20 protein-coding genes are annotated in these 22,691 nt (G+C 59.6%); 5 read left to right on the top strand and 15 right to left on the bottom strand.

Going from position 1 to position 22,691, the window contains the following annotated elements; genetic code table 11:
- The first annotated feature begins 64 nt into the window (after positions 1-64).
- Genes glpA through glpC form a run of 3 tightly spaced genes read left to right on the top strand, consistent with a single transcriptional unit; the run spans position 65 to position 4,123 of the window.
- Entirely contained in the window at positions 65-1,687 is a 1,623-nt protein-coding gene (gene glpA, locus PU683_RS10095) for an anaerobic glycerol-3-phosphate dehydrogenase subunit A (RefSeq protein WP_277171344.1), read from the top strand.
- Entirely contained in the window at positions 1,677-2,933 is a 1,257-nt protein-coding gene (glpB, locus tag PU683_RS10090) for a glycerol-3-phosphate dehydrogenase subunit GlpB (RefSeq protein WP_277174260.1), read from the top strand. The genes glpA and glpB overlap by 11 nt, the downstream gene beginning before the upstream one ends.
- Entirely contained in the window at positions 2,933-4,123 is a 1,191-nt protein-coding gene (gene glpC, locus PU683_RS10085; RefSeq protein WP_277171343.1) for an anaerobic glycerol-3-phosphate dehydrogenase subunit GlpC, read from the top strand. Before glpB ends, glpC begins: the two co-directional genes overlap by 1 nt.
- A 40-nt stretch (positions 4,124-4,163) precedes the next feature.
- Here the strand turns inward: glpC and PU683_RS10080 are convergent, their stop codons facing one another.
- The 10 genes from PU683_RS10080 to PU683_RS10035 form a co-directional block, all read right to left on the bottom strand.
- Positions 4,164-5,363 (bottom strand): nicotinamide mononucleotide deamidase-related protein YfaY, encoded by a 1,200-nt coding sequence (locus tag PU683_RS10080; RefSeq protein WP_277171342.1) that lies wholly within the window; start codon positions 5,361-5,363, stop codon positions 4,164-4,166.
- 90 nt (positions 5,364-5,453) lie between these two features.
- Positions 5,454-5,996, bottom strand: coding sequence for a YfaZ family outer membrane protein (locus PU683_RS10075; RefSeq protein ID WP_277171341.1), 543 nt, complete (start codon positions 5,994-5,996; stop codon positions 5,454-5,456).
- A 197-nt stretch (positions 5,997-6,193) separates the two neighbouring features.
- The gene (gene menE, locus PU683_RS10070) at positions 6,194-7,555 is read right to left on the bottom strand and encodes an o-succinylbenzoate--CoA ligase (protein ID WP_277171340.1); all 1,362 of its coding nucleotides are present in this window, start codon (positions 7,553-7,555) and stop codon (positions 6,194-6,196) included.
- Positions 7,552-8,517, bottom strand: a complete 966-nt coding sequence (menC, locus tag PU683_RS10065) for an o-succinylbenzoate synthase (RefSeq protein WP_277171339.1) — start codon at positions 8,515-8,517, stop codon at positions 7,552-7,554. The genes menE and menC overlap by 4 nt, the downstream gene beginning before the upstream one ends.
- The gene (menB, locus tag PU683_RS10060) at positions 8,517-9,374 is read right to left on the bottom strand and encodes a 1,4-dihydroxy-2-naphthoyl-CoA synthase (protein WP_277171338.1); all 858 of its coding nucleotides are present in this window, start codon (positions 9,372-9,374) and stop codon (positions 8,517-8,519) included. Before menB ends, menC begins: the two co-directional genes overlap by 1 nt.
- Positions 9,371-10,147 (bottom strand): 2-succinyl-6-hydroxy-2,4-cyclohexadiene-1-carboxylate synthase, encoded by a 777-nt coding sequence (menH, locus tag PU683_RS10055; protein ID WP_277171337.1) that lies wholly within the window; start codon positions 10,145-10,147, stop codon positions 9,371-9,373. The genes menB and menH overlap by 4 nt, the downstream gene beginning before the upstream one ends.
- The gene (gene menD, locus PU683_RS10050; RefSeq protein ID WP_277171336.1) at positions 10,144-11,814 is read right to left on the bottom strand and encodes a 2-succinyl-5-enolpyruvyl-6-hydroxy-3-cyclohexene-1-carboxylic-acid synthase; all 1,671 of its coding nucleotides are present in this window, start codon (positions 11,812-11,814) and stop codon (positions 10,144-10,146) included. Before menD ends, menH begins: the two co-directional genes overlap by 4 nt.
- A gap of 71 nt (positions 11,815-11,885) precedes the next feature.
- Complete coding sequence (menF, locus tag PU683_RS10045) at positions 11,886-13,181, bottom strand: isochorismate synthase MenF (protein WP_277171335.1); 1,296 nt, start codon at positions 13,179-13,181, stop codon at positions 11,886-11,888.
- A 101-nt stretch (positions 13,182-13,282) separates the two neighbouring features.
- On the bottom strand, positions 13,283-13,585 hold the full coding sequence (gene elaB, locus PU683_RS10040; protein ID WP_023479917.1) for a stress response protein ElaB: 303 nt from the start codon (positions 13,583-13,585) through the stop codon (positions 13,283-13,285).
- Between the two features lie 53 nt (positions 13,586-13,638).
- A complete protein-coding gene (locus tag PU683_RS10035; protein ID WP_277171334.1) occupies positions 13,639-14,100 on the bottom strand; it encodes a GNAT family N-acetyltransferase in 462 nt (153 codons plus the stop codon).
- A 62-nt stretch (positions 14,101-14,162) separates the two neighbouring features.
- Between PU683_RS10035 and rbn the strand changes: the two genes are divergently transcribed.
- Both rbn and PU683_RS10025 read left to right on the top strand, forming a co-directional pair.
- Positions 14,163-15,080 carry a ribonuclease BN gene (gene rbn, locus PU683_RS10030; protein WP_277171333.1) on the top strand — a complete coding sequence of 306 codons (918 nt, stop codon included), beginning with the start codon at positions 14,163-14,165 and terminating at the stop codon, positions 15,078-15,080.
- A gap of 78 nt (positions 15,081-15,158) precedes the next feature.
- A complete protein-coding gene (locus PU683_RS10025) occupies positions 15,159-16,184 on the top strand; it encodes a chemotaxis protein (protein ID WP_042714281.1) in 1,026 nt (341 codons plus the stop codon).
- A gap of 656 nt (positions 16,185-16,840) precedes the next feature.
- On the opposite strand, the gene nuoN is transcribed toward PU683_RS10025, so the two are convergent.
- From nuoN to nuoJ, 5 genes are all read right to left on the bottom strand, one after another.
- Positions 16,841-18,298: an NADH-quinone oxidoreductase subunit NuoN gene (gene nuoN / locus PU683_RS10020; protein ID WP_277171332.1), complete on the bottom strand. Its 1,458-nt coding sequence runs from the start codon at positions 18,296-18,298 to the stop codon at positions 16,841-16,843.
- Positions 18,299-18,304: 6 nt separating this feature from the next.
- Complete coding sequence (nuoM, locus tag PU683_RS10015) at positions 18,305-19,831, bottom strand: NADH-quinone oxidoreductase subunit M (protein ID WP_277171331.1); 1,527 nt, start codon at positions 19,829-19,831, stop codon at positions 18,305-18,307.
- A gap of 162 nt (positions 19,832-19,993) precedes the next feature.
- Positions 19,994-21,835, bottom strand: a complete 1,842-nt coding sequence (gene nuoL, locus PU683_RS10010) for an NADH-quinone oxidoreductase subunit L (RefSeq protein ID WP_277171330.1) — start codon at positions 21,833-21,835, stop codon at positions 19,994-19,996.
- Positions 21,832-22,134: an NADH-quinone oxidoreductase subunit NuoK gene (gene nuoK / locus PU683_RS10005; RefSeq protein ID WP_187799490.1), complete on the bottom strand. Its 303-nt coding sequence runs from the start codon at positions 22,132-22,134 to the stop codon at positions 21,832-21,834. The genes nuoL and nuoK overlap by 4 nt, the downstream gene beginning before the upstream one ends.
- A complete protein-coding gene (gene nuoJ / locus PU683_RS10000) occupies positions 22,131-22,685 on the bottom strand; it encodes an NADH-quinone oxidoreductase subunit J (RefSeq protein ID WP_277171329.1) in 555 nt (184 codons plus the stop codon). Before nuoJ ends, nuoK begins: the two co-directional genes overlap by 4 nt.
- Positions 22,686-22,691: the final 6 nt, after the last annotated feature.

Below are 22,691 nucleotides of genomic sequence, written 5' to 3'. Positions count from 1 at the left end.
ACAAACCACAGTAAGGGTATGGCTAAATGGTCGGTAAAGAACGTCGACCAGCCAGGAGACGACCGTGCCCTACTCAAACGACTACGATGTGATCATTATTGGCGGTGGCGCAACAGGTGCTGGCATCGCCCGCGACTGCGCCCTGCGCGGCCTGCGCGCTGTCCTGCTCGAACGCCACGACATTGCCACCGGTGCTACCGGCTGCAACCACGGCCTGCTACACAGCGGCGCGCGGTACGCGGTGACCGACAACGAATCGGCGCGCGAATGCATCGCCGAAAACCAGATCCTCAAACGCATTGCCCGCCACTGTATTGAAGCCACCGCAGGGTTGTTTATCACCCTGCCGGAAGACGATCTGAGTTATCAATCACGCTTTATTGATGCATGTACCCGCGCCGGGATTACCGCGCAGGCCATTACGCCGCAGGAGGCCAGGCGCATGGAGCCGAGCGTCAACCCGCAGCTTATCGGCGCGGTGCGCGTGCCGGACGGCACAGTCGACCCCTTCCGTCTGACCGCCAGTAATATGCTTGATGCCCGCGAGCACGGCGCAAAAATCCTCACCGGCCACGACGTGTGCGGCCTGCTGCGGACGGGCGACAGAGTGTATGGCGTGCGCCTGCGCCATGTCGCCAGCGGTGAGACCCGCGACCTGCATGCTCCGGTGGTGGTGAATGCCGCCGGGATTTGGGGCCAGCGCATCGCAGAGTATGCCGATCTGCGCATTCGCATGTTCCCGGCAAAAGGGGCGCTGCTGATCCTCGATCACCGCATTAATCAGCATGTCATCAACCGCTGCCGTAAGCCTGCCGACGCCGATATCCTCGTGCCCGGCGACACCATTTCGCTGATTGGTACCACCTCAACACAGATTGATTATGCCGATATCGATAACGTGCGCGTCACGCCTGATGAGGTCGATATTCTGCTGCGCGAAGGGGAGAAGCTGGCACCGGTGATGGGGCAGACGCGCATCCTGCGCGCTTACGCTGGCGTGCGTCCGCTGGTGGCGAGCGATGACGATCCCAGCGGGCGCAATGTCAGCCGCGGCATTGTGCTGCTCGACCACGCCACGCGCGACGGGCTGGAGGGTTTTATCACCATCACCGGGGGCAAGCTGATGACCTACCGTCTGATGGCCGAGTGGGCAACGGATGCTGTCTGCCGCAAGCTGAACCATCACGTAGCCTGCACCACCGCGACAGAAGCACTGCCGGGTTCGCTCAGTTCACCCGACGAGGCGCTGAAGAAAATCATCTCCCTGCCGACGCCGCTGCGCGGCTCAGCGGTCTACCGCCACGGCGATCGCGCCCCGGCGTGGCTCGCCAGCGACCGGCACAGCCGCAGCCTGGTGTGCGAGTGCGAAGCCGTTACCGCAGGCGAAGTGCAGTACGCGGTGGAAAACCTCAATGTGACTTCACTGCTTGATCTGCGCCGCCGCACCCGCGTGGGTATGGGCACCTGCCAGGGCGAGCTCTGCGCCTGCCGCGCCGCCGGGCAGCTTACCCGGCTGCACGTCACGCATGACAATGAGGCGCGCAGGCAGCTGACGGAGTTTCTGAATGAGCGCTGGAAGGGGATCAAACCCGTCGCCTGGGGCGATGCGCTGCGTGAGAGCGAGTTTACCCGCTGGGTTTACCAGGGGCTGTGCGGGCTGGAGAAGGAGCAGGATGATGAGATTTGATACGGTGATTATCGGCGGCGGGCTGGCGGGGTTGCTGTGCGGCATTCGTCTGAGCGAGAGCGGACAGCGCTGCGCGATTGTCAGCCGCGGGCAGAGCGCGCTGAGCTTCTCCTCCGGCTCTCTTGATCTGCTCTCCCGCCTGCCGGACGGCGAACCGGTCGGCACACTGACAGAAGCCATTGCGCACCTGCAACGCCATCACCCCGGCCACCCTTATGCGCGGCTCGGCGCTGAACGCGTGTGCCGCTATGCGCGGCAGACGCAAACTCTGCTCGCCGACTGCGGGCTAAAGATGCAGGGCGATGTTGATACGCCGCACCTGCGCGTCACGCCGCTGGGCACCTGGCGCCGGGCGTGGCTTAGCCCGCAAGAGATCGCGTTAAAACCGCAGGAGGGGCTGCGCGTCGGTGTGGTCGGCATCAGCGGCTTTCTCGACTTTCAGCCCCAGCTGGCGGTGGAAGCGCTGCGCCAGCGCGGTATTGCTGCCGGGGCTGACGAGATTACGCTACCGCTTCTCGATACGCTTCGCGAGAACCCCAGCGAGTTTCGCGCCGTGACCATCGCGCGCCAGCTCGATCGCCCTGAGCACTATGCCGACCTCTGTGCTGCCCTGTACCCGCTGAGTGAGCGTTATGAGATGCTGTGGCTCCCCGCCTGTTTTGGTCTGACAGACAGCAATGTTTTTACCCGCCTCAGCGAGGCGCTCGCTTGCCCGCTGCGGCTAATCGCCACACTGCCCCCTTCAGTGATGGGTATGCGGTTACAGCACGCCTTGCAGCAGAGGTTTCTGCGCAGCGGCGGTAGCTGGATGCCGGGCGACGAAGTCCTGCGTGCCGATATAAGCCACGATCGGGTGACGCAGCTCTGGACGCGCAAACATGACGATCTGCCGCTGCGCGCACGCCATATAGTGCTGGCCAGCGGCAGTTTTTTCAGTAACGGGCTGGTTGCCGGGCGCGATCGCGTGCGCGAAGCGGTGTTCAATCTTGATGTATTGCAAAGCGCCTCGCGCCGGGAGTGGTATGGCGACGATCTCTTTTCCCCGCAGGCGTGGCACCAGTTTGGCGTACGCACCGATGAACAGCTGCACGGCCTGCGCGACGGGCAACCGCTGGAGAATCTCTATGCGATCGGCTCGCTACTTGGTGGCTATGACGCCATCGCTCAGGGCTGCGGTGGCGGTGTTTGCGCCGTGACAGCGCTGCATGCGGCGCAGCAGATCCTCGATCAGGGAGGAAAATCCTAATGCACACCGCTTTCGAAAGCTGTATCAAATGTACCGCCTGCACCACCGCCTGCCCGGTGAGCCGGGTTAACCCCGCCTATCCCGGGCCGAAACAGGCCGGGCCGGATGGCGAGCGGCTGCGGCTGAAAGATGCCGCGCTGTATGACGATGCGCTGAAATATTGCACCAACTGCAAGCGCTGCGAAACCGCCTGCCCGTCCGGGGTGAAAATTGGCGATCTGATTCAGCGCGCCCGCGCGCAGCATGCGGCAAAACCGCTCTCGGTGCGTAATGCCATTCTCAGCCATACGGATCTGATGGGCACCCTGTCGACGCCCCTTGCGCCACTGGTCAATGCCGCGACATCTCTGAAGCCGGTTCGCCAGTTGCTGGATAAAGCGCTAAAAATCGATCATCACCGCACGCTGCCAAAATATGCCAGCGGCGGCACATTTCGCCACTGGTATCGCAGCGTGGCGGCGCAGCAGCGCGCCTACAGCGAACAGGTGGCCTTTTTTCATGGCTGCTATGTCAACTACAACCAGCCGCAGCTGGGTAAAGATCTCATCCGCGTGCTGAATCAGATGGGCGTTGGCGTGCAGTTATTACAGCGTGAGAAGTGCTGCGGTGTCCCGCTGATTGCGAACGGCTACTTTGCCAGGGCAAAAAAACAGGCGCAGTTCAACCTCAGCGCATTAGAGCAGGCCATTGGCATGGATGGGCTGCAGGTGCTCGCCACCTCCTCCACCTGCGCCTTCACCCTGCGCGATGAGTATCCACACCTGCTGGATGTTGATAACCACCACCTGCGCACGCATATCGATTTAGCGACCCGCTGGATCTGGCGTCAGCTTGATGAGGGGCACGCTTTGCGGCTGAGAGAGATGCCGCTGAAAGTGGTCTATCACACCCCGTGCCATATGGAGAAGATGGGCTGGACGCACTACACGCTGGATCTGCTGCGGCGCATTCCGGGGCTGGAATTGAGTGTGCTGGACTCCGCCTGCTGCGGCATCGCGGGCACCTACGGCTTTAAGCGAGAGAACTACGCCACCTCGCAGGCCATTGGTGCACCGCTGTTTGCGCAAATTGACGCCAGCGGCGCAGATCTGGTGGTGACGGATTGTGAGACCTGCAAATGGCAGATCGAGATGTCTACCGGCAAACCCTGCGAACATCCCATTACGCTGCTGGCGCGGGCATTAGGCTAATTAGGCTAATTAGCCTAACGCCAGCGCCTCTCCTGCAGGCTTACTCCACTGCAAGGGTTTCAACCACCGCAATCCAGCCGTGGTCGCTGGCGATATCTTTGCCCGCCAGCCAGCGGCGCAGGATATTGAGCGCCATCATCGCGCAAACTTCCTGACGCACCGCCAGGCTGTGGCGGCTGCTGTTGAACTTCACCCGCAGGGCGCGGGTGCCTTCCGGCGTCGCCAGCGCAAAGTTGAGATGATCCTCCTCCAGACCGGTGACGGTCAACGCCAGCCCGGCGAGGTGCCGGTTACGTGATTCCGTTGTCCAGCGCGCGGTTTGTGCCAGCGCTTCCGCCTGCGATGGCAGCACTTCGCTGGCGAGCAGCGGCGCACCGGCGCGGGAGAGTTGCAACGCGATAAGCCCGCTGGTGAACTGTTCGCTCAGGGTCAGGCTCAGCTGGCGCTCGCGCAGCGCGGCGGCAATTGCGGCCGATAGACCCTCAGTACCTTCAAAAATCAGGCTTTCACCCGCCACTTTTTTCACTTCCGGCCACAGCGCTTCCATCGCTGCGCGCTGCTCCGCCGGACCGGTCAGCTTCAGTTCGATGATTGGCATGGATGAGCGGTAGCCCATCACAACGCCGGGCGGCAGATCGAGATGCTGGAGTTTCTCTGCCAGATCGCTCTCGGAGCGACCAAAAGTCGTCAAACGCAGGCAGACCGGCGGCTGCGGCAGAGCGAAACGCTGATGCAGACGCGGCAGGATCTCCTGCTCGACCATCACTTTAAATTCAGAGGGGACGCCGGGGGTAAAGAACATCAGGCAGCGGTTGAACTGCAGCGCAAACCCGCAGGCGGTGCCAACCGGGTTGTTTACCAGCTCGGCGCTGGCAGGGATCTCTGCCTGCTTGCGGTTGCTGGGAGCCATTATGCGGCCGCGATCGGTAAAAAAGCGCTCCATCTGCTTAAGCCACGCCTCGTGCAGCACCAGCGTTTCGCCTTTGGCGGTGGCCGCTGCCAGCGCGCTTAAATCATCACTGGTCGGCCCGAGACCGCCGTTGACGATCAGCACATCCGCCTGCTCGCTGCGCTCGCGCAAAATCGCAATTAAGTCGTCGAGGTTATCGCCAACGGTATGGCGGCGCGTTAACGGCAACCCCTGGTTAAAAAATACGTCGGCCAGCCAGGCCGCATTGGTATCGACAATCTGGCCATGCAGCACTTCATCGCCGGTCGATAACATCTCCACATTTAACATCGTTCGCTCCTGCAATCGGGGTTGAAACACTATAGCGCATGCGCAGAGTAAAGAGGGGAAAACGGGCGCGGCGGCCGCCGCGCCGGGGGATCAGAAGCTGGCGCTGGCACCGAGATAAGGACCATCCGCAACGACGTTGTCGCGGCGACCATCTTTGCCAGCCATCTCAATGTAACGATAACCGGCTTCGACGGTGAACGGGCGCATAATGGTATAACGCGCACCGGCTTTCGCTTCCTGGTACTCTTTGACACCGCTTGAGAGCGAGTCCGGAGAGTAGTAATACTCGCCGAAAACGTTGAAACTGCGGGCGATCTCCCACTGTAAACCGCCACCGACAGCAATGGCGTAACCTTCGCTGCCCTCATCCGGGTTCAGGTAGATGCCTTTACCGCCAACGGTTGCCAGGAACGGCCCGAGCGGCAGGTTGTAACCGAGTCCGAGACTGGCGGTATCACCATCATCTTCGCTATGCGCCCAGTTACCGCTGACTGCGATACCGCTGGTTTCGGTTCCCAGACCGAAGCCGAGGCTGCTGTAATCTTTACCAATCTGGCCATTGAGATTAATGGCCTGCGCACCGGCGGAGGCCAGCAACACGCCAGCACATCCTAATAGAGCTAACTTTTTCATTCTCACGTTCCGCACGAAACGGGGCAGTGCCCCAAAGCGTCTGATTGTACGCTTATTTTCCCGGCAGCAGAACGTCTAATAGCGTGCGCGACCTGAGGCAAACTCGCTTTCACGCCTGACGGCTAAAAGCCTTGCTCTTGCGCGAGTCAGTGCCGGTTTTTATCCGGACGAGGCAGCCCGCAAAAAGAGGCGCAGTACTAGCACTGCTGGTTCACCCACGTCTGCAGGGCGCGGCGGGAAATTTTGATGCCGCCGTTTTTCAGCGCCTCTGGCAAAGGCAGCCAGCGCACCGGCTGTTGAAAACGCGCCAGCTTATCTGCTGCCCAGTTGCTGAGGGCCGCCGCAGTGATCCCGCTCTCGCACTCAATCACCGCCACCGGACGCTGTCCAAACTCCGCATCGTCAACCGGTACCACAAACACCTGCCGCACCTGCGGATGACCGGCGATGGCGCGCTCCACCTCTTCAGGCTGAATCCCTTCGCCGCCGCTGAAAAAGAGGTTATCCAGCCGACCGTGCAGCGTCAGCCGCCCTTTATCCAGCGTGCCGCGATCGCGGGTGGCAAACCAGCCTGCATCGTTCACTAACGGTAGCAATGCACCGTTGCGCCAGTAGCCCGCGGCGAGGCTCTCTGCACGCAGCCACACCTCTTCGCCAACAATTTTTACCTCACGTCCCGGCAACGCATAACCGACATCCGGCGCGCCGTCGGCCTCTTTCGCACAGACCGTTGAGGCAAACTCCGTTAAACCATATCCGCACCAGCAGCGGATACCGCGCAAGCGTGCCTGCCCGGTCAACTCAACGGGGATCGCTGCGCCACCGAGCAGCACTGCTTTCAGCGACAGCGGGGCACTATCATTGAGCAGGCGCCACAGCTGCGTCGGCACCAGCGAGGCATGGCTGCAGCCGCGCAGGGCCTGACCCAGCGGCAGCTTGTCGTGCACCGTCATGCGCGCGCCCGCCAACAGCCAGCGCCATAAAATGCCCTGCCCGGAGACATGAAACAGCGGCAGTGAGAGCAGCCAGTCATCTTCCGCATCAAAGGGGATCAATGCCAGCACCCCCTGGGCGCTTGCCAGATGGGCAGCGCAGGTGTGAACCGCCGCCTTCGGCAAGCCGGTTGAGCCAGAGGTGAGCGTCATTGACGCCAGCCGCTGCGGCTGCCATTCAACCGAATGCTCACCCGGCACGTGCGCGCAACGCAGAGGGATAAAATCTTGCGCCAGCGGCGCGGGGGTCAGATCGAGGGCGAAGCGCAGGGTCATGGCGGGCAGTAGCGCATCCAGCAAGGCGATGGGGAGCTGCGGATTGATCGGTAGCACCCGCGCTCCGCACTGCAGCAGTGCCAGCCAGGCGAGCACCGTCTGCGGCTGGTTACGTGCGCGCAGCATCACACCATCGCCTGCGCGCACCCCCTGACGGGCAAAGCCGCTTGCCAGCGCATCTATCTCAGCGCAGAGCTGCCGCCAGGTCAGAGTGCGCTGGCCTGAGCGCAGCGCTGGGCAATCGCTGCGCTGCTCACGCCAGTATCGCCAGGGCCAGTCGGGAAAATTCATAGTAACGCGTCCAGCTCCGCCGCCGTGATGCAGGGAAGTTCACTGCCGGGCCAGCGGCGAACCAGCTGCGACGTCATCAACTGTAAGGTATCAAGACCTGGCACGGTGCCCGGCGTCAGCCAGGCGGCAATCCGCGCCAGCTGCGTTAGCCCAAGGCTCGACTCCAGAGAGGAACTGATCACCGCCGTCAAGCCGAGAGCATGTGCCGCTGCCACCTGCTGCGCCACTTTTTGCAGGCTACCAGTGAGGGTTGGCTTGATCACCACCGCGCTGACGCCCGGCTGAGGCGTAAAAGCGAAATCCGCCTCGCGCAGGCTCTCATCCCAGGCGATGGTAATGCCGGTCTCTTCCGCAAAGGCCAGCGACGCATCGCGGCTCTGGCACGGCTCCTCCAGAAAAGCGATGCGTGGGCGGTTGGCAGGCGCAACATACTTAGCGAACTGGCGGGCTTTCAGCGGTGTCCAGGCGCGGTTGGCATCCAGACGCAGGCGCAGCCCGGGTATCGACTCCAGCAGCAGATTAACGACCATGCCGTCGCGCACCGCTTCGTACAGCCCGACTTTCACCTTCGCCAGCTTCTCACCGGGCAGCGCGGCGAGGGCGGCAAACAGCTCATCCGGATCGCCGGTGCAGAGCATCGCCGCACGGTAGTCGGCAGGCTGCGGTAACTCACCCGCCAGCTCGGCCAGCGCACAGCTCAGGCCAAACGCCGCGCTGGGTTGCGATGGCAGCGCTGGCGACGCTCCGTTACGCCACGCTTGCACCCATGCCATCACCGCAGGCTGCACCTCATCCAGCGTTTCCTGGCTGAACCCCGGCAGTGGAGTGATCTCGCCCCACCCTTCGCCGCCCTTTTCCTGCAACTGGATAAAGAGCCCGTCACGGGTTTTCAGCCGACGCTCGCGCAGCACCACGCCTGCATCCAGCGGGATCTGCCAGCGGTAGATCTGCGCCTGGCGCATTACGGGTTCCGTTTAAATTTGCTGAAATCAGGCTGGCGCTTCTGGTTGAAGGCGTTGCGACCCTCCTGCCCCTCTTCAGTCATATAGAAGAGCATGGTGGCGTTGCCCGCCAGCTCCTGCAGCCCCGCCTGGCCATCGCAGTCTGCGTTCAGCGCCGCCTTCAGGCAACGCAGCGCCATCGGGCTGTTCTGCAACATTTCACGGCACCAGCGCACGGTCTCTTTTTCCAGATCCGCTAACGGCACCACGGTGTTGACCAGCCCCATATCCAGCGCCTGCTGCGCATCGTACTGGCGGCAGAGGAACCAGATTTCACGCGCTCTCTTCTGACCAACAATGCGCGCCATGTAGGATGCGCCCCAGCCGCCGTCAAAGGAGCCGACTTTTGGCCCGGTCTGGCCGAAAATCGCGTTTTCCGCCGCGATGGTCAGATCGCACATCATGTGCAGCACATGACCGCCTCCGATGGAGTAGCCCGCCACCATCGCCACTACCGGTTTCGGGCAGGTGCGGATCTGGCGCTGAAAATCGAGGACGTTAAGGTGATGCACGCCCGAGTCATCCTGATAGCCGCCGTAATCGCCACGCACCTTCTGATCGCCACCGGCGCAGAAAGCTTTATCACCTTCACCGGTCAGGATGATCGCTCCGATAGTGTCGTCATAACGCGCATCAGCCAGCGCCTGAATCATCTCTTTCACCGTGACAGGACGAAAGGCGTTGCGCACTTCCGGGCGGTTGATAGTGATTTTGGCGATGCCGTCAGCGGATTTTTGATAGCGGATATCGCTGAAGCCTTCGGAGCAGTCGTGCCACTCAACCGGTGCGTAAAGTTCATTTTCATCAGGGTAGATCATGGTCGGTCCTTAATCTCAAGAGGCAGAATTCGCGCCAGCAGGGCAGCAACGGCTGCGGGATTCTCCCGGTGCGCGTTGTGCCCGGCGGCAGGGATGGCATAAAAGTGGCGCGCGACCTCGCTCGCCAGCGCCCGAAACTTAGGGTCATGTTCGCCAAACAGATAGTGAACGGGAAAAGGGGCATCACGCAGCGCAGCGCGCAGATCGGGCTGGCAGCCGAGCGACGTCGCCGACAGCATATGCGCCAGAGCGTTGCCATCGTTGTGGCTGCGCAGCGCAACCAGCGCCGCACGCTCCTTCTCCGTCAGCGCAGCAAAGACCGGCTGGCGATACCAGGCGTCGAAAACTTCGCTTAGCGGCTGGTGACGCAGGCGCTGACACCATGCTTCATCAGCCTCCCGCCGCGCGCTACGGGCAAGCTCATCGGTAAGGCCCGGGTGACCGCCTTCGATAATGATGCCCTGCAGCCCCGTCGGCTGCTGGCAAGCGTGGAACATCGCAATGCGGCCGCCGAGGGAGTACCCCACCAGCCAGTAACTTAGTATGTTGTAACGACTGAGCGTCGCTCGCAGCAGCGCATCCATCTCTGGAAAGGCGTCGACGGAGGTGGTGGCTGACGCACCATGACCCGGCAGATCGAGATAGAGTCGCGGGAAATCCGCAAGCGCTGCGCCGACTGGCTGCCATTCGCGGCTATCACCGGCAAAACCGTGCAGAAAGAGCAGCCACGGCAGCGGCTGCCGACCGGAATGGAGCTCTGCATGCAGGCTCATAACTGGCTGACCTGCGCTAAAAGCGTTTGCAGGGTTTGCGCGCCGTCGGTCTCGTTTACCACCACTTCAATGACCGTCGCCCCCGGCTTCAGCCAGGCTTCGCTCAGCGCCTGCTCCAGTTGCCCCCAGCTCTCCGGGCGGTGATAGGGAAGCTCAAACATCGCGGCGGCGTGCCCGAAATGGACATTTTGCGGCATCAGATAGAAGCGCTCACGCTCGGCGGGCGGCGTGGGTAACAGAGAGAAGATCTGCCCGCCATTGTTATTGACTACCAGCAGGACAAAGGGCGCCGAGGCCTGGCGCAGAAGTGCGAGGGCGTTGAGATCGTAGAGCGCGGAGAGATCGCCGACGATGGCCAGCGTCGGGCGCGCGGTGGCCCGCTGTACGCCGGCCGCCGTGGAGAGCAGGCCATCAATGCCGCTCGCGCCACGGTTGCTGTAGACCGGATACCCTGCCGGCAGCTGCGCCAGCGCGTCCACCAGCCGGACCACCAGGCTGTTGCCGAGAAAAAGCTGCCCCTGGGGAGGGAGGTAGTCGGTAATGCGGTGTGCCAGCTGCGCTTCGCCGAAATCCTCACGCTGTCGTTGAACGCGCTGCCATGCAAGCGCTGAGAGCGAGACAAGCTTTTCGCACCACGGCGCGCGGGATTCAGCCGGATGCAGCGCCAGCCAGCCCTCCACCTCAGCCACCAAACGACGGCCACGATGATGCGCCGGATCGAGCCTGCCGGGAAGGTTATCAATCAGCCAGTACTCTTGCGGCGCGCAGGTCGCCTGCCACTGTAACAGACGTTTTCCGGTCAGGCTGCTGCCAAATTGCAGCACAATTTGCGCCTCGCTGAGCGCCTCGACCGCCTGGCTATTACCGAGCCAGAGATCGGCGCAGGGCAGCGGCTGACCGGTTTGAGATAACACATCGCCAATCAGCGGCCAGCCGAGGGTTTTCGCCCACTCTGCCAGCTTGCGCCCTTCAGCGGCGCTCATACGCCCGGCAATGACGACGCCGCGTTTCTGCCGCCAGGAGAACCAGTCCCGCTGGATATCAATACCGCACGCCGCAGGTGCCTGTAACCAGGGTTTCCCATCCTGCCACCAGTCGCCCAATGCCTGCTGCCAGCCAAGCCCGGTCTCATCCATTTCGCCATACAGCGGTTCGGCGAACGGGCAGTTAATATGCACCGCCCCGCCCTGCAATGTGCCCAGCAGGTTATCAATCGTCGAGACCAGCCAGCGCGCCGGGATATCCTGTGACGGGCGCGGTAAGGCGATGGCCTGTGTCGGATGGGAAGCAAAGATGCCCGTCTGCCGAATCGCCTGGTTTGCACCGCAATCAATCAGCTCCGGCGGGCGATCCGCCGTCAACAGCACCAGTTTTTCGCCGGTCAGCCCTGCTTCAATCAGCGCCGGGTAGAGGTTCGCCACGGCGGTACCGGAGGTGACGATCACCGCCACCGGTTCACGGCTCGCTTTCGCCAGCCCGAGCGCAAGATGCCCCAGCCCGCGCTCATCAAAATGTGTGTGATGAATAAATGTGCGGTTTTCAGCGGCAGCGAGCGTTAGCGGCGTCGAACGCGAGCCTGGCGCGATGCAGATATGTCGTACACCGTGGCGCGTCAGGGCTTCCAGAATCACCTCAGCCCAGCGTCGGTTGAATGAGCTTATCGACATGAATTTGTCCGGTATCAATATTGGGACTAAGTATAATTTTTCTGAAATGATGAGTTTTTGATATAGGTCGTCTATGGGTGCGTCTGTAGCAACAATGATCGCAGCCCGGCGGCCTTATTATCGATCTCCTGCCACTCCTGTTCAGCGTCTGAACCGGGCACAATGCCCGCCCCGGCATAGAGGCGCACCGTCTCGCCGCTCACCTTCGCCGAGCGCAGCGCCACGCAAAACTCACTCTGCTTACGCGACAGATAACCTGCCGACCCGGCATACCACTCGCGGGCAAACGGTTCGTGACGCGCGATAAAACGCCGGGCTTCAGGGCGCGGTAAACCCGCCACTGCCGCTGTAGGCTGAAGCAGGTCTAAACAGAGCGCGTCATCCGCCACCCGCAGGTCGCTCCAGATACAGCGGCGTAAATGCTGCACTTTACGCAGCCGCACCACCTGCGGTGGCAGCACATCCAGCGCCCCGGTCTGCTGCTGCAACCGTTGGCAGATATCCTCTACCACCAGCATATTTTCACGCTGGTTTTTATCGTCACTCATCAACCATGCCGCCCGCTGCTGCGCCTGCGCGTCGTCATCATGGTTTGCCACCGTCCCGGCCAGCGCTTCGGTGCGCAGCGCCACGCCGCGTCGCCGCCACAGCCGTTCGGGGGTCGATCCGAGAAAGGCGGTCCGGGCGTCAAAGCGATAGAGAAAGTGGAAGCAGTGAAGGTTAAGGCGACGGCTGGCAGCCATCAGCGCACCGGCATTGACCGACGCGTCGAAGCGGTAGTCGGTGGCGCGGGCGAGCACGACTTTTTCCAGCTCGCCGCGCTGGAGCGTCTCAATTGCCTGGGTTATCAGCACTTCCCACCCCTTACGCGTCGGAAAGTGCTGCTGCTCAACACAGCGTGGTGGCGTTATTGTCAGCGGGGCGGCAGGGGACAGCGCGGTCAGAAAATCGGCCGCGTGTCGGGCATCATCACGTAGCGAGGTTGCGCTATAGAGACAGAGGCGCAGTATCGCTTTGCCCCCTTCGCGCCGCCATTCAAGGCGGGGTAAAAAGAGCGCGCCCTCGCTCGGCTCAAAGGCATTCAGCCCCCAGACGCGCACATCGTCGGGCAAGGTCTGCAACTGCTGTTGCGCTTCAGCAAGTGAAGTGAATGCGCGTAACGCGCCAAGTGCGGCCGCTTCGTCATTACCGCTGCGCTGCTGCCAGTAAAATTGTGGGAAAACAGGCTGAGCCGTAAGCCATGTCAGCGGATCGAATGCATCATTCAGTGGGAAGGGAACATCGAAAAAAGTAAAGCCAGGGGCGTCAGGAAGCGTGTCGGCAAGCCGCTGATGCAGGTAGCCAAGCGCAGAGGACAGAGAAGACATGCGAACCCCTCCCGGAAAAACGGCACGGTTTTAAAAACCACACAGTATACGGGGTACTACGATGAATAGCAGTACCCCCTTCCAGGGAGGGGATATAAAGTTTAGCGACGGGCCAACAGCAGACCGAGCACCAGACCTACAGCGGCACCCGCACCAACGCCCTGCCACGGTTTTTCGTGCACATAGTCATCGGCACGGTAAACCGCTTTTTTCGCACGATAGTAGTAGGTATCAGACGCGCTGCTGACGCGGTTTTTCACATCATGCAGAGCCTGCTCGGCACGTGCTTTCAGCTCAATGTATTTCTGGTCAGCGGGATCGCCCGATGAGCGGAGAACTTCTTCCAGCGTTTCGCTCAGCAGGGTCAGGTCGTCGTCAATGTGTGAATCGAATTGATTAGTCATCTCTTTTCTCCATGTTATGCACCTGTACGCTAACTATAGACAATAGCTGCTGTTTACGCCTGGCCGACCTCGCGCGCCATACCAATATGAGGAATGCCATCTTCGTCATAGATATCGGTGACAGGCTGGAAACCGAACTGCTGATAAAAAGGTTGCAGATGCGCCTGCGCACTCAGGTAGAGGGCGTGCTGCGGCCAGTGTTGCTGGCAGGAGGCCACCGCGCGTGACATCAGTTGATGGCCCACTTTTTCCCCGCGTACGCTGGCGCAGACAATCACCCTGCCGATAGCAACCGGCGAGAAATCATCGTTACTTTTCAGAATCCTCGCATACGCTACAAGCTCATCCCCCTGCCAGCCGAGCAGATGGCGGTTCTCCCCCACCAGATCGTCGCCATCAATATCGAGGTAGGGGCAGGTCTGTTCGACCACGAACACTTCGCAGCGCAGCTTCAACAGCGCATAAAGCACAGGCACGGTCAGTTCACTGTGGTGCAGGTCTTGCCAGCGGATCATCGTTATCTCCTCAAATTGACTCATGTGGTTATACTAGATTCTTTTCCTTTCAGGCAAAGCATGTGGAACTGATCTTCTTAGGTACTTCAGCAGGCGTCCCGACGCGGGCGCGTAACGTTACCGCCATCCTGCTCAATCTGCAGCACCCGACGAGCGCCGGGCTGTGGCTTTTCGACTGTGGTGAAGGTACACAGCATCAACTGCTGCACACCGCGTTTAACCCGGGCAAGCTGGACAAAATTTTCATCACCCATCTGCATGGCGATCATATTTTTGGCCTGCCGGGCCTGCTCTGCAGCCGGTCAATGGCGGGCAATACGCAGCCGCTGCAGATTTACGGCCCGCATGGCATCAGGGAGTTTGTTGAGACCGCGCTGCGCCTGAGCGGCTCATGGACCGACTATCCGCTGACCATTGAAGAGGTCAAGCCGGGGCTGGTGGTGGATGATGGGCTGCGCAAAGTGACGGCCTTTCCGCTGACGCATCCGCTGGAGTGCTACGGCTATCGCGTGGAGGAGCACGATAAACCCGGCGCGCTCAATGCCGCTGCGCTTGTCGCCGCGGGCGTTCCCGCCGGGCCGCTGTTCCAGACATTAAAGGCGGGTGGCACGGTGACGCTGGATGATGGGCGCGTTATTGATGGCGCAGATTACCTGGCACCGGCCGAGCCGGGCAAACGGGTCGCGATCTTTGGCGATACCTCTCCCTGCCCCCCCGCGCTGGAGCTGGCGAAAAATGTCGATGTTGTGGTGCATGAGGCGACACTTGAAAACGCCATGGAGGAGAAGGCGAACAGCCGCGGGCACAGCTCAGCACGGCAGGCTGCGCAGCTGGCTCAGCAAGCGGGCGCAGCCCGGCTGGTCATTACGCATATCAGTTCGCGTTATGACGCTGAAGGTAGCCAGGCACTGCTGAAAGAGTGTCGTGAAATCTTCCCGCAGACGACGTTAGCAGCAGATTTTGACGTAGTTCGCATTTGATTTTAATTTAAGCACTCTATTTTTTCGCCATCATGCCGATAATAAGTTATACGCAGGCATTTCTTCTTTGAGGGCATGATGGATAATTTCCAGAAAGACATCGATGACAGGGCGAATCTTACTCTGTCGAACCGGTTTGAGCTGTTGCTGTTTCGCCTTGGCACATCATTAGATGCGACGAAATCTGAGCTGTTTGGCATCAATGTGTTTAAGCTACGCGAAATCGTGCCGATGCCCACATTCACACGTCCTGCGGGAATGAAGCCGCCGTTGATGGGGATGGTGAATATCCGCGATCAGGTGATCCCGGTGATTGATCTCTCCGCGGTTGCTGGTTGCAAACCGGAGACCGGGCTTAACATTCTGCTGATCACTGAGTATGCCCGTAGCGTGCAGGCTTTTGCCGTCGAGTCCGTTGAGAACATCACGCGCCTGGACTGGAAACAGGTGCACACGGCGGAAAAAGCGATCAATGGCCGCTATATCACCAGTATTGCCTGCCTCGATGATGATAAGGACACCAACAACCTGGCGATGGTGCTGGACGTTGAACAGATCCTTTATGACATCGTTCCGGCGGATCATGACGTTCACGGCGATCACGTGCCGGATAAGAAATTCAACCTTAAACCGGGTTCTATCGCGATTGTGGCTGAAGACTCCAAAGTGGCGCGCGCCATGCTGGAAAAAGGCCTGAACGCCATGGAGATCCCGAGCATGATGCACATTACCGGCAAAGATGCGTGGGAGAAGATCCAGCTTATCGCCCAGCAGGCGGAGAAAGAGGGTGTGCCGGTGAGCGATAAGATCTCCATGGTTCTGACCGATCTGGAGATGCCGGAGATGGATGGCTTCACCCTGACCCGCCTGATCAAAACCGATCCGCGCCTGAAGAATATTCCGGTGGTGATCCACTCTTCCCTCTCGGGCAGCGCCAACGAAGATCACGTACGCAAAGTGCAGGCTGATGGCTATGTTGCGAAGTTTGAAATTAACGAACTTTCAGCAGTGATTCAGGAAGTGCTCGATCGCGCAGCGAACAATATTCGCGGCCCGCTGATCAGCCACCGCCAGATGGCCCCCACCCCGCTGCTGGCGAAGTAACGCTGGTAGAACGATTAAAGGCGCTACCGCTGGTCAAACGGTAGCGCCTTAGGTACGTTTCCGGTCATTACAAGAACGACAAGATCAGCTGTAAGACAGCAATGATGATCGTGATTACGCGTTTCGCGAATTCACGCTTATGCATCATCCGTTTTCCTCAACAGAGGAAGGAGCCGCCCGGACTGGCTCTCAAACTCCCCCAAATCAGGGCGAGCAGATGTTGAGTATTGCCTACGCCCCTTCCAGGCCTGAACCCTGCCACCACCACGTGTTACAGCGGGGGAAATCCTTTACCCGGCCCGGAAATAAGGTGCAGCAACCCCAACGAATGTGATTTTACACTTCGGCTAAGCAACTGAAACATAATTAAAAAATGTCAGGAAAAACGACCTGTTTTCAAGCGTTTTTCTTAAAGATGAAATAGCCCGCCTGTTTGCGCTTGAAATAAATCAACTTATATCGGAAGCTTCAACGCGTTGAGTATTGCATACGCTCTTCCCCCCTGACGGGCCGGAAAAGTAAGAAACGGCGTGGCGCATCCCTCACCAGGTTGCGCTATACCGTTAAAACCCCAGCCTCCCCGCTGGGGTTTTTTATGCGCAAAAAAAACCGCCAGGCTACAAACCCGGCGGTTTTTTCGTCTGCGCGAAGCGCGATTACATCATCGGCAGCGCCAGCTGAACGATGCTGATCAGCGGCTGCGGATAGATACCGAGCACCAGCACCAGCAGAGCGGAGATCAGTACCACAATACCGCCCGCGCTGTAGGCCCAGTTGGATGGGGCATCGCGGTTCAGCTGCTGCGGCGCGTTGAGATAGAGGCTCACCGCCACACGCAGGTAGTAGTAGAGACCAATTGCGGAACCCACGACCACAGCGGCAGTCAGCCACCACAGGTTCGCCTGCACACCGACAGCCAGAATGTAGAACTTACCGATAAAGCCCAGCGTCATCGGGATACCTGCCAGCGACAGCATCATCACCGTCATGACCGCCGACAGGATCGGACGGTGCCAGAAGAGGCCGCGATAGGAGTAGAGCGACTCGGCGTCCGGACCGCGATAGGGGCTGGACATCAGGCTTACCACGCCAAAGGCACCCAGGCTACTGAAGAGATAGCCCGCCAGGTAAACACCAACACTCTCCATCGACATCTGGCCGCCGTGCAGGGCAATCAGCGCCACCATCAGATACCCGAGGTGAGCGATAGAGGAGTAACCGAGCAGACGTTTAATGTTGGTCTGGCTCAGCGCCATCAGGTTACCGAAAATGATGGAGACAAAGGCGATAACGCCCAGCACCACGCGTACGGCTTCGCTGTTACCCACCGGCGCATAGAGGAACAGACGCATCAGCACACCAAAGATGGCGATTTTGCTGGCGGTCGCCAGGAAGGTGGAGACCGGCGCAGGCGCGCCCTGGTAAACGTCCGGCGTCCAGAGATGGAATGGCACCAGCGACAGTTTAAAGCCGAGGCCAACAATCATCAGACCAAGGCCCGCCAGCAGCAGCGGCTCATGCAGCACGCCTTCACCGAGGTGTTTACCAATCGCGACAAACGACAGATCGCCGCTCTGGGCATAGACCAGCGCAATCCCGAACAGCAGGAATGAGGAGGCCGCTGCCGACAGAATGGTGTACTTGATGCTGGCTTCCAGCGAGCGTTTCTGGCGGAAGGCGTAGCCCACCAGCCCGAACAGCGGCAGAGAGATCAGCTCAATACCGAGGAACAGCGACGCCATATGATTGGCGTTCGCCAGCAGAATCCCACCCAGCGCGGCAATCAGCACCAGCAGGTAGAACTCTTCCTTATTGTCGCTATAGCCTTCCAGCCACGGATAGGCGAAGGTGCAGGTGGCGAGGCTCGCCAGCAGCACCAGCCCGGTGTAGAGCATGGCGTAGCCGTCGACGCGCATCAGCGGCGTTACATCCATTGCCCCGGCGTGGCCAACGAACCACAGCGAGAGCAGTGCAACGTTCAGACCAACGACTGACAGCGTGGCATTAAAGAAATGGTTGCGTCGCCACGCAATGGAGAGCATCACAACCACCACCGTCAATCCGACGATTAGCAGCGGCAGCAGCGCAATCAGGTGTTGTGGAGTTATTGTCATGGCGAATTACGGCCTTGTAGTAATGGAGTTAACAAACCACTGCTGGATATTGCCCATCGCAGCGTGCGAGGTATCCAGAATCGGCTGCGGATAGAAGCCGAGCAGTACCAGAAGCACGACCAGGATAAGGATCATAAACAGCTCGCGCAGTGACAGACCCGGCAGCGTCTGGTTAGCAATTTCGCTTTTCGCTTTACCGAAGTAAGCGCGATGCAGCATCGCCAGCGAGTAAACCGAGGCGAAGACCAGACCGAAGGTGGAGATGACGGTGATCATCGGTACTACCTGATAGCTACCGAACAGGATCATAAATTCACCGACGAAGTTACCGGTACCCGGCATCCCCAGCGTCGCCACGGCGAAGAACATCGACAGCGCCGGCAGCCACTTAATTTTGCTCCACAGACCGCCCATCATACGCATATCGCGGGTATGCAGACGTTCGTAAAGCTGACCGCAGAGGATAAACAGACCCGCCGCCGAAAGACCGTGGGCAATCATCTGAATGACCGCGCCCTGGTAGGCCAGCTGGCTGCCGGTATAGATGGCAATCAGTACGAAGCCCATGTGGGAAACGGAGGTATAAGCGATAAGACGTTTGATATCGGTCTGTGTGAAGGCCATCCACGCGCCGTAGAAGATACCAATCACCCCCAGCCACATAGCAATCGGCGCGAACTCCGCCGAAGCGTTCGGGAAGAGCGGCAGCGAGAAGCGCAGCAGGCCGTAGGCAGCGGTTTTCAGCAGGATCCCCGCGAGGTCAACGGAACCGGCAGTCGGTGCCTGCGAGTGCGCATCCGGCAGCCAGCCATGCAGCGGCACCACCGGCATTTTTACCGCAAATGCGATAAAGAAGCCGAGCATCAGCAGGTATTCAACGTTGTGGGACATCGGCGTTTTCAGCAGCTCTTCATAGTTGAAGGTCCACACGCCGGTCGCGTTGTAGTGCACAAACACCAGGCCGAGGATGGCAATCAACATCACCAGGCCGCTTGCCTGGGTATAGATGAAGAACTTCGTCGCCGCGGTGATACGCGTCTTCCCGTCGGAGGCTTTATGGCCCCACAGCGCAATCAGGAAGTACATCGGCACCAGCATCATTTCCCAGAAGAAGAAGAACAGGAACATGTCGATGGCAAGGAACACGCCGATAACGCCGCCGAGGATCCACATCAGATTCAGGTGGAAGAAGCCCTGATATTTCTCGATTTCACGCCAGGAGCAGAGAACCGCCAGCACGCCAAGAAAGCCGGTCAGCACAACCATCAGCAGTGACAGACCATCCATCGCCAGATGGATAGTGATACCGAAGCGCGGGATCCAGTCGTGTTTAAAACTCTCCTGCCACTTCGGGAAATCAGCAGCCTGCGATAAAGAGTAGCCACCCTGCAACCAGAGTTGCAGAGAGAGCGCCAGCGTCAGTCCCATGGTGATCAGGGCGATCCAGCGCGGCACCTTCACGCCGAAGCGCTCGGTTTGCCAACACAGGAAACCACCGATAAAGGGAATCAATATTAGCCAGGGTAATAACATGGCGATTCATATTCCTTGTTTAAGTCCAGCTCAGGCTCTCTGGCTCGTCATCTGACTTCACCGTTACTGCCTGTCCTTTCGGACCTGATTTTCAACGAATTTTCACAAAATTCAGATTCTGCTCGCAGGCCGGAGAACAACTCTGCTCTCCGGCCCAGGAACTCAGCGCAACACCATCAGCAGACCGAGCACCACAACGGCACCGATACTCATGGAAGCAACATACCAGCGCAGATAACCGTTCTCGCTGAACAGCACTCCTTTTCCGGCAAAGCGGGAGAGGATCGCCGGAATGTTCATCAGCGCATTCAGCGGATCGCTCTTCAGCAGCCAGGCAATGCCCAGATACGGTTTAACGAAGATGCGATCGTAGAGCCAGTCGAAGCCCCAGGCATTGAACCACCAGGTGCCGAAGAAGCGGCCCGGCGCGCTGTTGGCAATGGAGGTCACCAGCGTGCGTTTACCCAGCCACAGCCAGGCGGCCAGCAGGATGCCGATCACCGCCACTGCGCCAGAGGCCACTTCCAGCATCACCACGCTGCTATGCGCCAGCTCAGCCGTTTCCGGCAGAACGCCGCGCAGCGGTGGCACAATCATCGCGCCAACGAAGGTGGAGAGGATCAGCAGCACAATCAGCGGCAGATGATGGGTAATCCCCTTCCCTGCATGGGCGTGAATCTGCTCTTTGCCATGGAAGACAATGAAAATCAGACGGAAGGTGTAGAGCGAGGTCATAAATGCCCCGACCAGACCCGCAATCATCAGGTTAACGTGACCATTCGCCACCGCACCTGCCAGGATCTCATCCTTACTGAAGAAGCCCGCGGTAATCAGCGGCAGCGCTGAAAGCGCCGCGCCACCGACCAGGAAGCAGGCATACACCAGCGGAATCGACTTACGCAGGCCGCCCATCTTGAAGATGTTCTGCTCGTGGTGGCAGGCGAGGATCACCGAACCGGAGGAGAGGAACAGCAGCGCTTTAAAGAAGGCGTGCGTCATCAGATGGAAAATCGCCGCGTCCCATGCCTGCACGCCGAGCGCCAGGAACATGTAACCAATCTGACTCATCGTCGAGTAGGCGAGTACGCGTTTGATATCGGTCTGCACCAGCGCGGCGAAACCGGCCATCAGCAGCGTAACCGCACCAACGATACCGACCAGATGCAGCACTTCCGGCGTCATCAGGAACAGACCGTGGGTACGGGCAATCAGGTAAACGCCTGCGGTAACCATCGTTGCGGCGTGGATCAGCGCAGAGACAGGCGTCGGGCCCGCCATCGCGTCTGCAAGCCAGGTCTGCAACGGCAGCTGCGCCGATTTACCGACCGCGCCACCCAGCAGCATCAGTGTCGCCCACATCAGCATGTTATTGCCGTTGGCGAAGTGCTGAGGAGCCAGCTCGACCATTTCGCGGAAGTTCAGCGTGCCCAGCTCGTTGTAGAGAATGAAGAGCGCAAACGCGAGGAAGACGTCACCGACGCGGGTGACGACAAACGCTTTCATCGCCGCTGCGCCATTCTTCGGATCGGTGTAGTAGAAACCAATCAGCAGATAGGAGCAGAGACCCACACCTTCCCAGCCGAGGTACATCAGCAGCAGGTTATCGCCCAGCACCAGAATCACCATACTGGCGATAAAGAGGTTGGTGTAGGCGAAGAAGCGGGAGTAACCCTCTTCCCCGCGCATATACCAGGAGGCGAACATGTGGATCAGGAAACCAACGCCGGTCACTACCGAGAGCATGGTCAGCGACAGGCCGTCCAGCACAAGGTTGAAACCGATATTGAAATCACCGACCGCCATCCACGTCCACAGCGGCTGGACAAAGGCCTGCTGACCGTTGTTGAAGAATTCAACGCCAACCAGCGCCGTCACCAGCGCCGAGAGACCAATCGAACCCATGCCAACGGCGGCAGAGAGGTTCTCCGACCAGCGACCGCGGGAGAAAGCCAGTAACACAAAGCCAATAAGAGGAAAAAGAATGGTTAAGGCGAGCATGTTCATCCACGCATCTCACTTACTGAATCGATATTCAGACTCTGGCGGCGACGATGAAGTTGCAGCAGCAGTGCCAGCCCAATGCTTGCTTCCGCAGCAGCAAGGGTAATGGCGAGAATATACATTACCTGACCGTCGGTCTGGCCCCAGTAGCTGCCGGCGACCACAAAGGCCAGCGCGGCAGCATTGATCATGATCTCAAGCCCGATCAGCATAAACAGCAGATTGCGGCGGATAACCAGACCAGTCAGACCCAGCACAAACAAAATCGCCGCGAGGATCAATCCATGTTGTAACGGGATCATGCACGCTCCTCCGTTTTTCTTTTCGCGCGGTCATCCGTGCGATTGCTCAGCACTTCGCCAGGGCGCTCTTCACGTCCGAGATGGAACGCGACAACCAGACCCGCCAGTAGCAGCATCGAAGCCAGCTCAACCGCCAGTACATACTCTTTAAACAGCGATTTACCGACCTCTTTCGCGCTGATGACCGTGCCATCGATGCCCTGATCGTTGAGGCCCAAAATGGCATAGACAATCACGCCAAGCAGCACCGCAGAGAGCAGTGCGGGACCGATCCAGATTTGCGGCGTGAGCCAGTTACGCTCCTGTTCAACCACCGAGTTGCCCATGTTCAGCATCATCACTACGAAAACGAACAGCACCATGATGGCCCCGGCGTAGACGATGATCTCCAGCGCCCCGGCGAAGTGCGCGCCGAGGGAGAAGAAGACCCCGGCAATCGCCAGCAGGGAGACAATTAAGTACAGCAGCGCATGCACCGGATTGGTATGCGTAATCACGCGTACCGTCGTCAGGATGGCGATCAGGCCACAGATATAAAAAGCGAACTCCATTGCCCC

Origin of the sequence: Candidatus Kosakonia sp. 282A-S69 (assembly GCF_029433855.1) — a bacterium.
GTDB lineage: Bacteria > Pseudomonadota > Gammaproteobacteria > Enterobacterales > Enterobacteriaceae > Kosakonia > Kosakonia cowanii_A.
Note: the sequence above shows the minus strand (reverse complement) of the source record. Positions and strands in the feature narration are given on the sequence as shown.